Annotated in this window: 9 protein-coding genes; 1 reads left to right on the top strand and 8 read right to left on the bottom strand. The window is 50.8% G+C overall.

The window, feature by feature from the left end:
• Window positions 1-12 precede the first annotated feature (12 nt).
• The gene (locus JI741_RS28860; RefSeq protein WP_202015632.1) at window positions 13-1,098 is read right to left on the bottom strand and encodes an efflux RND transporter periplasmic adaptor subunit; all 1,086 of its coding nucleotides are present in this window, start codon (window positions 1,096-1,098) and stop codon (window positions 13-15) included.
• Window positions 1,099-1,508: 410 nt separating this feature from the next.
• On the opposite strand from JI741_RS28860, the gene JI741_RS28855 reads away from it, so the two are divergent.
• Complete coding sequence (locus JI741_RS28855) at window positions 1,509-1,784, top strand: ArsR/SmtB family transcription factor (protein ID WP_202015631.1); 276 nt, start codon at window positions 1,509-1,511, stop codon at window positions 1,782-1,784.
• 53 nt (window positions 1,785-1,837) lie between these two features.
• Here the strand turns inward: JI741_RS28855 and bcp are convergent, their stop codons facing one another.
• From bcp to JI741_RS28820, 7 genes are all read right to left on the bottom strand, one after another.
• Window positions 1,838-2,323, bottom strand: coding sequence for a thioredoxin-dependent thiol peroxidase (bcp, locus tag JI741_RS28850; protein WP_439647558.1), 486 nt, complete (start codon window positions 2,321-2,323; stop codon window positions 1,838-1,840).
• A gap of 159 nt (window positions 2,324-2,482) precedes the next feature.
• Window positions 2,483-3,322, bottom strand: a complete 840-nt coding sequence (locus JI741_RS28845) for a cyanophycinase (RefSeq protein ID WP_202015630.1) — start codon at window positions 3,320-3,322, stop codon at window positions 2,483-2,485.
• A gap of 77 nt (window positions 3,323-3,399) precedes the next feature.
• The gene (locus JI741_RS28840; protein ID WP_202015628.1) at window positions 3,400-4,530 is read right to left on the bottom strand and encodes a PKD domain-containing protein; all 1,131 of its coding nucleotides are present in this window, start codon (window positions 4,528-4,530) and stop codon (window positions 3,400-3,402) included.
• 10 nt (window positions 4,531-4,540) lie between these two features.
• A complete protein-coding gene (locus JI741_RS28835) occupies window positions 4,541-5,890 on the bottom strand; it encodes a PKD domain-containing protein (RefSeq protein ID WP_202015626.1) in 1,350 nt (449 codons plus the stop codon).
• A 30-nt stretch (window positions 5,891-5,920) separates the two neighbouring features.
• Complete coding sequence (locus tag JI741_RS28830; RefSeq protein WP_202015624.1) at window positions 5,921-7,240, bottom strand: RagB/SusD family nutrient uptake outer membrane protein; 1,320 nt, start codon at window positions 7,238-7,240, stop codon at window positions 5,921-5,923.
• A 5-nt stretch (window positions 7,241-7,245) separates the two neighbouring features.
• Entirely contained in the window at window positions 7,246-10,200 is a 2,955-nt protein-coding gene (locus tag JI741_RS28825) for a SusC/RagA family TonB-linked outer membrane protein (protein WP_202015622.1), read from the bottom strand.
• Window positions 10,201-10,271: 71 nt separating this feature from the next.
• Window positions 10,272-12,287, bottom strand: a complete 2,016-nt coding sequence (locus tag JI741_RS28820) for a T9SS type A sorting domain-containing protein (protein WP_202015620.1) — start codon at window positions 12,285-12,287, stop codon at window positions 10,272-10,274.
• Window positions 12,288-12,494: the final 207 nt, after the last annotated feature.

Here is a 12,494-nt window from a genome sequence, read left to right as displayed (position 1 = left end):
ATGATGGGGTAATTATTTCAGCGTCACAAAATGAACAGGCACACCGGGGGCCAGGCGCAGCAGGTTGCTGACAATGACCGTGTCGCCCTGGTGAAGACCCGAGAGAATTTCGACCGATGCGGCACTGCGCTGTCCGATCTGGACGGGCACGATGGCAACGGTGTTGTGACGCGAAACATAGAGGTTGTAGCCCTGCGATGAAGGCAGCAACGCTTGTGATGACACGGCCAGCGCCGCACCCGAAGTGTTAAGCGAAAGCGTGATGCGTGCGCTTTGTCCGGGCAACAAGACATGACCGGGATTGGCGGCAACCGCCCTCACCCGCAAGGTGCGTGTATCTTCGTCGAGGCTGGACTCGCGTGCTACCACACGGGCCTTATAGCGTTTGTCGTCGGAGGCGATGGTGAACGATTGCTCGCTACCGGGCGTGATGATGTGGCTGTATTTTTCAGGAACGGAAAATTCAACTTTCACCACGCTGTTGTCTTCGATGTTGGTGAGCAACGTGTTCACGGAAACCACGGCACCGGGGTGCACATTGATCATCCCAATCTGACCGTCGAACGGCGCTTGGATGCGGGTCTTCGCGATGGCCACTTGCAGCTCGGTGATCTGCGCTTCCAGCACACGGAGGTTTGTGAGGGCTTCGTCGTAGTCTTGTTGAATCACGGCGTCGTGATCAATCAGATCTTTCAGACGTTTCTCATTCAACACCGCGAGTTTTTCCTGTTGACGCAGGCGCTCCAGTTGCGCTTGCAGGTCGGCGTCGTCAAGTTGAAACAACAGGGCGCCTTGCTTCACAAAGCTTCCTTCTTTCACATTCACACGAACCAACCGGCGGGTGAGTTCGCTCACCAGGTCCACTTGCTGGTTGGCGATGAGCGTGCCGGTCACTTCCAGTTCTTCGTTCACAACACCAGGTTGCACCACCACAGCGTCAACGGGTGTTCCTACCGGTGCAGGTAAGGTGGCAGCTTTTGTTTCAGTCTTATTTTCGGCCGCCTGCGATGTGCATCCCGCCAGAATAGCTCCGACAACGAGAGCCCCCAGCAGCGATGATACACCGGCGTAAGTAGTATGTTCAAAATTAATTTTCATGGATTTGTTTATTGATTTATTGAAATATTTCGATATTTAAGGGCAAATAAAATCAGCAGCAAAATGTCTCTTCGCAGCTGCAACCTGTTCTGTTCTCCTGATGTGTCTGTTCTTTTCGGGGGGTGTCTCTCTCTTTCATGGCAAACTTGTTTTTAGGTGAGTAGGGAAAAATCATTTATAGATATATTTAAATGTATCTATAAATCGTTAGTACGTAAGGTTTAGTTCCACGGTTATGTTTTTTTCAAAGATTTTTAGGAGGATGAGTGGTCAAAAGGGACTACCACAATCGATTTCAAGCGTAGAAGATTGTCTAGACAACAATAGGTAAACAGCAGACGATCAACTTGTTTAATTGAATTGAAACATTTAAATAAATAAATATTAATTTTGAGTGAAATGAAGGTCTTATGAACGCAAAGAAGGCAGAGAAGGTCGCCAAAGCCCTGGCGGACCCAAACCGGTTGTTGATTCTTCGGGAAATCAAAAAGCAGAAAGATTGTCTATACTGCGCCGACATCCCCGACGTGGTGAACCTCGCCCAACCGTCCATCTGCCACCACGTGAAGCAACTCCTCGACACCGACCTCATCCATTCCGAAAAGGAAGGCCGCAACCTCAAATACTCCCTCAACGACGAAGTGATTGACGAGTTCATCACCTTCCTGGAAGGCCTAAAAAAATAAAGGCCCCGACAAGTCAGGGCCACTATCCTATTCTTTAATTATAGTACGCGCTCTCAATAGGTCAGAATCTGCGACGCGTGTTGTTTCGTGTCCACTTTGTCGATCACACTGGTGATCACACCTTTTTCATCGATAAGGAACGTGGTGCGGGCTGTGCCCATATACTTCTTGCCGTCGCGTTCCTTCTCTACCCACACGCCATATTTCTGGTTGATGGTTTTGTCTTTGTCGGCCACCAGTGAGAAGGGAAGATTGTATTTCTTCTGAAACTCTTTGTGAGAAAGCTCATCGTCAGTGCTCACGCCCAACACCACCCAGCCCGCATCTCCCAGTTGCGTGATGTTGTCGCGCAGGTTGCACGCTTCTTCCGTACAGCCCGGAGTCTGATCTTTGGGATAAAAATAGAGCACCACCTTCTTCCCGCTATACGACGAGAGGCTGATGGATTTGCCATCCTGATCGGTGGCGGTGAAGTCGGGAGCTTTGTCGCCGACTTTCAATTTGGCTTGTGCGAATGTTTGCATGGTAAAGGCGGTCATGAGGGTGATGACAAAAAACAATATCCGGTTTTTCATAGCAGCAAAGATTTTAGTGGGTCGTCTACAGGATGAAGATACTGCTTCTTTGCCTGAAATGCATAACGCGGGTTCTCACTTTACACGCCGGGACAGTTTTGTGTGCCAATGGACCTTCTGAATCTATTTAAGGCTGAACTTCTCTCCCGACACATAGATGTTCAACGTCAATCCTTTCGCGCTGAGCTTGCCGTTGGTGACCACTTTAGATCGCTTGGGATTCTCAAACACGATCACCTGCGAATCGCCGATCACCTCGGCCGTGTTGCCCGACACAATGATGGCCGTGGCTTCATCAATACCAATTCCTTTTTCCAGCGGATATTCTATGATCGCGCTGATGAGCCGGTTGTAGCGGCTTCGTTTCACAAAATGCTGATCGATGATGACTCCCTCAACCAAACCCAGCCCGGGTTTTGTTTCGATGTTTGCCTCTTCAATGTTTCGAAACGTAGATGAATATTCGGGATGCTTCAATTCGTCGCCCGTAATCATGATCTTGCTCATCACGGCAGCACCGGCACTGGTTCCCCCAACAATGCTTCCCTTCATGTACGCGTCGCGAATGGCCTTCTCAATGTCTGTGCCTTGCACCACACCCATGAAACGGGTCTGGTCGCCACCGGAAATGTAGATCAGTTTTGCATTGCGAACGGAGTCCACTTTTTGCGGGGTCAGGGTCTCTCCTTTTTTGAAGATCACACCATAGATCGAGTTGATTCCTTTTTTCACAAACTGCTGACTCGCATAATAGACCGCTGAATCAGGGTCGGCGCTTGACATGGGGAGAATGATGCCGTAGCCCCCCTGCTTCAAGCCTGCCTCGGCAATGATGCGATCCACCATGGCATCGGGCCGCGAGCCACCGCCAATGATGACGAGTTTGCCTTTGGGCGTTGTTTTTTGTGCACTTGAAAAATGAAACGCGACGAGAAGCGAAAAGCAAAACAGTATTTTCTTCATAAGATTTTAGAAATAAATAAAAATGTTCATGCCACGAAGGATACGTTCTCCGGGCATGAACATTTAAAGTGAATTCATTATTTACGTTTACCGAAGGTCAGACCGGTAGCATAGGCATCGAGCCATGTTTCTGTATTCTCACCGGTGAGTGTAGCCCGCATGATTTTCTCTTCATATCGGTCCACCCAGTACAATTTGTTATCTACACGATCATAGGCTATACCATAGACAACACTTCCAAGGCCCGAAGCGATTGTCGAAACATCGCTTCCGTCAAGCTTGGCAGATTTAATGGACGAATCATCTGATGCCGCAAAATAAGCATCGAAATAAATTCTATCCTTCACCACGAAAATGCTTCCGCCGCCTTCTGTTGTTATAATCTGTTGTTCACCGCCCGCCTGATCCATGCCTTTTTTCCACACGCCACCATCATAGCAATTCCAATATACCACACGGTTCGCCGGATCAATGGCCACGCCTTCGGGATCGGCCTGTCCGGTTGCCACATCTTCATATTGACCAACCGAAGCATCATTCAATTTGGCTCTTCTGATGGCGCTGCCTGTGTCCCAATAAATCAGACCGTCTTTATAGTCGATAGCCAATGATGTAGGCGCTCCGATGTTGGTTCTGAAGTCCTGCTGATTTTTGCCATCAAGGTCAGAAACCAAAATCTTCAATCTTCCGTAGTCGGCCATATACAATTTGCTATTCACCGTGTCTACCACCATTCCATAACATTCCTGAAGTGCGGGAATATTTAACTGCGAAGCCACGGGAGCTTGGTCGTTAATGATTGACGAATAGATCAATTTCTTATCCGAAAAAAACACCGGTATACCTACCGCATTCGGGTCCTTGATCACCAACGTCACACTATAGTCATTGATCTCCTGCGACTTCGTGGTCACCACAACCAGGTTCACCTTATAGCTTCCTGGCTCTGTGTATTCGTGCGTCGGACTGGCTTCAGACGACGATGTGCCATCGCCAAAGCTCCAGGTATACACCACGTCGCCGGCGCGCTCGGGAATGATCGATTCGTTTTTAAAGGTGGCCGTGGCCGGTGCAAACGACTCGTTGTTGACCGTGCTCGTAAACTTGGGCACTGTGCTGGCAGGCGGCACAGGGAAGCCGTCGTCGGAGCAACTGTGCAGGGAAAAAGTTGTTATTCCCACGAATAATATAAAGAGTATGTATTTCATACGATACGGCTTATTTTCTTAAGAACATTCCACGTGGACTCGCCAAACCTGATTTCAATGTGATCTTGTTTGATCCATCTAGGTCCGCTTCAAAAATGGTACCCGAGTCTCTGCCCGACCAATAGAGTTTATCGGTCTCCGAATCAATCGACATTCCGTAGATACGCGTGCCGTTGTCGTCCACGGTTTCAATGCCGCTTCCGTCGAGATTAGCGCGCTTCAACAACTCATCATTTTGCTCGTCGAAGTATATCTTGTCGTGTTCGCTGTCTACCAGAATCGCATAGCCGTATACTCCCGAAATAATGGGAGTAGCATTGCTTCCATCCAGATTGGCGATGTATAGATCTTCGTTTTCCACTTCGTAGAAATACATTTTGTCGTTTTTCAAATCCAGCGCAATGGCACGAAATCCGGCGCCATCCACCGACACCACATCTTCTTTGCCGGAACCGTCAAGGTTTGCTCGTGAGATATGTCCTATTCCATTAGCGTCGGCGCCGTCACACCAGTAGACTTTCCCGCTCGCTACATCGAGGGCTATGCCATAAGGATCGACCAGATCAGAAACAACAGCTTCAAGTTCAGTGCCATCCAGGTTTACGCGCCAGATTTTGCCTGCGTCCGCCTCGTTAAAATCACTGAAATAAATCTTTCCGTGCACATCATCATAGGCAAGACCAACACCGATTTTACCGGCGAGGTCAAGAAAATTTGAAACAGTTCCGCTGCCATCAAGCGAAAGTTTTTTCATCAACTCCGATCCGTTCTCGATAAAATAGACATCCGGTGTCGCTGCTTTCACAGTGATCTGTTTTTCAAACGTGCTTTCACCCGATGCGCTGATAGCCTTCAAGGTCACCTTATAGCTACCGGCTTTCAGATAGGTAAAGGTTGGACTCGGATCGGTCGAGGTGGATGCGGCTTCGTTGCCGAATGACCAGAGATACGATGTAGCTCCTTTGGATGCGTTGGTAAATTTGATCGGTGTCAGGGCCACCAGGTTGTCATCGCCTTCCACCGTAAACGACGGATTGGGAACCACTGTGATGGTGAGGCTCGAAATGGTAGCGCCACCCGCTCCCGAAGAGAGCAAGCTCACCACAAACGTTCCGGATGATTCATACGATTTTTTGGGCGACAAATCTTTCGAAGTTGTGCCATCGCCAAAGCTCCATTTGAACGCCGTGGCATTCTGAGAGGTGTTGGTGAACTGGATGTCCTCTCCCACTTTAGCAGTCTGCTTGTCGACGGTGAAGGTGGCAGCGGCCTGAGGAGCCACATCGTCGTCTTCTTTACACGACACCACGCAGGCAAACATCAGGAAGAGTATGAGGTATGAATATAACTTTGATTTCATATGCATTTTATTTTTTCAGGTTCAGGTCGGTTAATAGCCAGGATTTTGTTTCATGCCCGGATTCTGATTGGTGACAATCTCCGTTAAGGGAATGGGGAACAGCGTTTGATTGACGTTGTTCACATTGGGAAGCACATCCACGGCGCGGTTTGTTCTCACAAGGTCGAACCAGCGGTGTCCTTCGAAGGCAAACTCCACACGTCGTTCCTTCTCGATAAAATTCAGCAAGCCGTCGTAGCTGCTCAGGTTTGTGTCGGGAAGTTTGGCGCGGGTGCGCACCGCGTTGATGTCTTGCCGGATGGCATCCACATCGCCTTGCAATTTGGCTTCGGCTTCGGCGCGGATAAGATACATTTCGGCCAGACGCAACACAATCACATTGTCGGCTCCCACGCTCAGGTCGTTATACTTGTTTGCATAGGGCAACGCTCCGGCAAACGCCACCGACACTGGATAGCGGGCATCGCCCACTTCATAGGCCGTTAGCAATGTGGGCGAAGGTGCCACTTCACGTCTTCCGTTCAATGTTTTCGGAAAGTTGTATTCGGCAATGCGGTTCCGGTTCAGGTCTGTGAAATCGATCTCGAAGATAGATTCGTCAGAGCCATCGGCAAACACATCGGCGTAGGCAATCAAATCATAGTTTTCGCTTTCAATCACTGCTGTGGCTTTTGCTTTTGCCTGTGCATAGTCGCCTTTGTAGAGGTTCACGCGGGCCAGCAACGCGGTGGCTGCATCTTTCGACGCGCGCACTTTTGTGGATCCGGCTCCGAGGTTTGCTTCGGCAAACGTGAGGTCGGCAATAATCTGTTCATATACTTTGGCCACAGGATCGCGGGGCACATCCAAACCACTGGTTCCGATGGTGGGCGATGTTTTCACCGGCACCGATCCCCAATAGTTCAGCAGGTTGAAATGATTCAATGCGCGAATAAAATACAGTTCTCCCAGCGCCGCGTTCTTTTCGGCTGGCGTCATGTCGGCCATGTCGGGCACCTTCGCGATGATGTTGTTGGCGATGTTGATGCCTTCGTAGGCCGAAGACCACATGCCGTCCACCGATCCGTTCTCGGGCAGAATCACGTCGTTGTCAATCTGTGCATATTCAAGTGCAGTAGCATCGGCCGGGTGATCGAGGTTGTCGGCGGCGAGGTCAGAAAAAATCAGGTAGCTGCGTCCGTAGTAGCTCAGCGCCTGAAACGAGGTGTAGGCTCCGAGAATTCCTTTCTCGATTCCCGTCTTGTCTTTTATGGCCTGTTCTTCTTCCACTGCCGATTGCGATTCAACATTCAGCACATCGCACGACGCGAGGGGCAACAGGGCGAGTAGTAATATCGATAACTTTTTCATGTGTGTCAGAATTTAAGATTAACACCAAAAGTGATGGCACGTGCTTGCGGAAACGTGAAGAAGTCTGTTCCGGCCACCCGGATGTCGTTGCCGCTGTAATTCACTTCAGGGTCAAGGCCCGTATAGTTCGTGAACGTGAACAGGTTCTGGGCGCTGGCATAAACACGCAGGCTCGACAGCATCACCTTGCTGGTGAAGATCTTGTTGAAGGTGTAGCCCAACGTGAGGTTCTTCACCCGCATATACGATCCATCCTCAATGAACCGCGACGATGCGCGCTTGTTCTCTGCGGCTTTCACCGGATCGGACGTGGCACGCGGAATGTCGGTGATGTCGCCGGGCTTGCGCCAGCGACGGGTCACAGCTTCAATCTGGTTGTCGCCACCCTGCAACGATTCAAGATACAGTCGCGAGCCGTTGAACACGTCGTTGCCATAGGAGAATTGCAGGAACACGCTCAGGTCAAAACCTTTGTAGTTGAAGGTGTTGGTGAACCCGCCAATAAATTTGGGATTGGGATTGCCAATGATGGTGCGATCGTCGGTTGTGATTTCGCCATCGTGGTTGGTGTCTTCAAAAACAATGTCGCCTGTTGAAGGATCAACGCCCAACGATTTGAAGTTATAGAAAACGCCCACAGGCTCACCTTCCATGATGCGGTTTCCACCACGACCATCGTCAATGACCTGACCGTTGTAGAGTTTGATCACTTTGTTTCGGTTGGCCGACAGGTTCAGTGAAGAACTCCATTTCACAGGACCCAACGGGCCGTTGTAGCCAAGCGTCACTTCTACACCCTTGTTTTGAAGTTCACCCACATTTTCGGTGATGCTGGAAAATCCTGAGTTGGGAGGCAGCGGACGGCTCAGCAAGAGGTCGCGTGTTTGTTTGTTGTAGTAGTCAACCGCCAGTGTGAGACGGTCGGCAAAGAAGCCAACATCCACACCAATGTCCAGCTGTGCGGTGGTTTCCCACTTCAGGTCTGGGTTGGGGATACTGCGGGGATAGATGGCCGGTTTTCCATTGTACGAACCGTTGCTATACAACGCCTGATACGAAAACGACGGAATGTTGTCGTTCCCCAGCAAGCCATAGCTCGCCCTGATCTTAAACTCCGACACGGCGGTCACGTTGTCGCGGAAAAAATCTTCCTGGCTCACACGCCACGCAGCCGATGCTGCCGGGAAAAATCCGTTCCGGTTGTTGGGACCAAAGTTTGTGGATGCATCCACACGGCCGGAAAGCGATAGGATATACTTGCCATCAAAGTTGTAGTTGATCCGGGTAAAGTATGAGCGAATGCCCCGGTCGAGTGCGCTTGCCGTCACATCAACCTTGGTGGCTGCCGAGTTGATGTATTGCAGGTTTTCGTCGGCATAGTCCTGGCCACGCATATAGGAATCGCGCGACTGATATTTTTCAAAGCTGTAGCCCAGCACAACATCAAAATTATGTTTGCCAATGGATCCGTCATACTTCAGCATGTTGTTGCTCACAATGTTGAGCACGTTGGTATAGGCTTCAAATCCAAGACCGTTATACTTCTGCCCCTGCACGGTGTTAAATTCAAACGCATGCTCGCGAAGGTTGTAAAAGTCGGCACCCCACTTCGATACCACACTCAACCCCGGCAGAATTTTGTATTCACCAAACACGTTGCCCAGTGTGCGATAGGTAAAGTTTTTATTCGTGGCTTCGTTGGCGATGGAAACCGCGTTGGAGTATGGACCGCTCTGGTTATACGAGCCGTCTGCATTGTAAACAGAAATGATGGAAGGTGTAGAGATGCCGTTGGGCAGTGGTCCGTGCAATGACTGGTCGCTTTCCACACGATCGCTGGTGGAATACGTGAGCCCCACACTGGCACCGATGTTCAGGCGGTCGTTGATTTTATGATCCACGTTCATGCGTGCGTTCACACGCTTGAAGCCCGTGCCGATAAGAATGCCCTTCTGATCGAAATACCCTCCTGATATAAAAAACTTGGTCTTGTCATTTCCGCCCTGTGTCGACACTTCATAGTTGCGTATCGGCGAGGTGCGAAAAATTTCTTTTTGCCAGTCGGTGTTAACCTTGTTGGGATCATTTATCTGCGCTTCTGTAAACACCGTGGTTCCGGCCAGGTCGTTGCGATATTCCATCCACTGTTGTGTGTTGAGCATATCGAGTTTGTTCCAGACCTGTTGAAAACCCTGATACATATTCACGTTCACCACCGAGTTGCCGCTTTTGCCGCGTTTGGTTGTGATGAGCACAATACCGTTTGATGCACGCGCACCATACACGGCGGCCGCGGCGCCATCTTTCAAAACGCTGATCGATTCTATTTCGCTGGGATTAAGATCCGATAAGGCGTTGATGCCCTGCCCTTCATATCCAATTTGTCCAAAGTCGCCCGTAATCAACGGAATGCCATCAATGACATATAACGGCTGGCCTGAACCGCTCAGCGACGTTGTTCCGCGCACGCGCACCGACATGGCGCCGCCGGGTGTGCCCGAGTTCTGACTCACCTGCACGCCGGTGGTTTGTCCCTGCAACACACCGTCTATGGTGGGCACGGGCAAATCTTTGATGGCGTCGGCTTTCACCACACCCACCGAGCCGGTCATCAGTCGCCGCTGTTCTGTGCCATAGCCAACCACAACCACTTCTGCCAGTTGTTTTGTGTCGGCTTGCATCACCACGTCAATCCGGTCGCGGTTGTTCACCACTACCTCCTGGGGTTGCATGCCGATAAACGTGAACACCAGGACTTCGTCGGCCGCGGTGATTTGCAGCGAATACTGACCATCCTGATCCGTGACAGTACCTTTCGCAGTACCTTTCACCACCACATTCACACCTGGCTGTTCCGAACCGTCTTCGGCGCTGGTCACCTTTCCGCGAACCATTCGCTCTTGGGCCAGCGAGCACCAGGATAAAAATGAAAAAATTAAAAACAGTAGCGTTTTCCTCATAAGCAGATAGTTGGTTTGGTTGTTTTTACTGGGTTATGCACCGGAATTTGCCGGCGCCTTTGAATTCTGGGTCAAGGTTGCTTCATAACTTTGTGTGTGACAATGCCGGTGCCGGTGTTCACGCGCAGCAGGTAGACACCATCCGGCAACGCCGACACATTCACGACGTTTTCATCTTCCATCAAACGCTTCTCCTGCACGAGTGTCCTGCCCATGGCATCCACCACAGAAAGCTCCACTTTTCCGGGGGGTGCGACATTCCACAACAAACTAAAGATACCATTCGCCGACGGATTTGGAAATACTTTTAAGGATGGCCGGTTCAAATCGGGCGCTGTGCCCACCACCAGATTTTCGAATACGTAGGGTGCATCCACCGTTGGCATGGGCACACCCGCGTCGAACGTGTTGTTGTTATTCAACATCACCAGTCGCATAGACGTAAAGCCCGCATAGTTGCGTGCCGCCTTGCCTGCCGACACGGGCTGCGAAGCCAAAGCAGCCGTAGTGCCCCGGTTCACGAGAATGATAGCTGACAAGTCTCCTTTTGCTTTAAACACATTGCGCCCGGCAGTCTGTGAAAATTTCAGACAGCCGTTCCGGTTCAGATAGATGCCAAACGCCGTGCTGTCGGCCACCATGGCATAAGACACCGAGGCGGTGGTGTTCTCATAATAATCAGATGTATTAAGATCGAACGTGTTCGACATCACGATAGAGGATGGCAACAGTCGAAGACCTTTACGGAAGTTAAGCCGGCCATAGTATGCCGCATACTGATCGGTGAGATGATTGGTCACAAACGATTTGCCCGCATAGCGGCTGTCTTCTCCCGCAAAGGCAGTGATCATCCCATTCCTGCGCATGTGGCTGCTAAGAAGCAATCCGGTGGGTCCGTTGGCCAGGAAGTTGAACAGGGCATCGTCGTCGTTTTCTACAAAAAGAATTTTCCTGGCGCGGCGGATCGCGTTTCGCAGGTCGCGTTGTTCTGTGTCGTTAAATGGAGCCGAGGTTTCAACCAGCAAGGTTCGTCCACCCAAATCCTGAATCTTTTGTATAAAGGGTTTTGCTTTGCCCGGCGCGGTCACCACCACCACGGTGTCGGCCACCAGCCCGGTTTCTTTCACGAGGTATTGGAGCAGTTCGGTGTTGGTCGAAACGCCTTCGCTGCCGCTCAGGGCCACCTGATAGTTGCCGGTTTCGCGGCGGGGTTGGGGTGGCAACAGATCGGTGGGTCCTTTCACAATCTGGCCCGAGCTTAAATCGATGCGGTGGCCGTGAAGAAGCTGAACAACGTGCACGGAGTCCGCACCTGGCTTGTCTTTTTGATCGACAGAAAACGTCTGACTGTTAAAGATAGAGACCGTTCCCGTGCCAAACACCTCGCCGGTCTTCGCGGCGTCGATGCACATGGCCGTGCGATCGTCCACCCCAATCCCGGTCAGCAGTTCGCCATGATCCAGAAACCAGCGTGCCATGAGCGGCATCAGCCTGCCCATGCGCCCGCGCTCTGTGAAATGTGTGTCGAAGAGAAAACCGGGAAACAGCGGCAGAAAATCATCGGCCAGTGTCATGTCTTTGCCAAACACATCCTGTAACGCCTCGTCGGGATAGACCGATCCTTTCACGGCCGTATAAAAAACTTTCGACAGAATTGCCATACCCGCCGACGTGCCCGACATTACGCCACCGGCGCCGAATTTGTCGATGACAGCCTGCATCGTCTTCGTGTCCTTATATAAAGTATAGTATTGAGATTGGTCGCCGCCTTTAAAGAAGAAGGCATCGTAGGTCATCAGCGCGTCGTACGTAGCCTGGAGATCGGCAACGGCACGGGTATCAATTTTTATATTCCGGGCTTCTGCGGCACCCAGCGAAATGAAATAGTCGGGAATGAAATTGTCTTCGTCGGTGTAGCTGATGACGGCCACCTTTTTGTTGGCCGCTTCCGACACAATCCAGGCATAGGGCGTGTCGCTCCATCCTCCCTCCTCTTCTGATCCGCCACCCACCAGCACAAGCTTGCCTTGCCCTAGCGATACCGTGGCGATCAGCAATAGCCACGCTACGCTGTAAAATTTTATCATAGGCTCCAAATCGTCTGCTATGATTGTCATAACAGCCCACAATGCAAACTACAACTTATATGGTTGGTTTTAAAGAATGGAGCGTGGCGAACGCAAAAAATAGTTCAGTGTTCACTGGCGGACGTTAGCTGAAGTTCAAGTTGCCCTCCACAGACTCATCAAAGCGCTAGGGCATTTTGATCGCAGCAGAAACTGTAACTTGCAGAT

Source organism: Chryseolinea lacunae (assembly GCF_016735595.1).
Classification (GTDB): domain Bacteria; phylum Bacteroidota; class Bacteroidia; order Cytophagales; family Cyclobacteriaceae; genus Chryseolinea; species Chryseolinea lacunae.
This window is presented reverse-complemented; position numbering and strand designations above follow the sequence as displayed.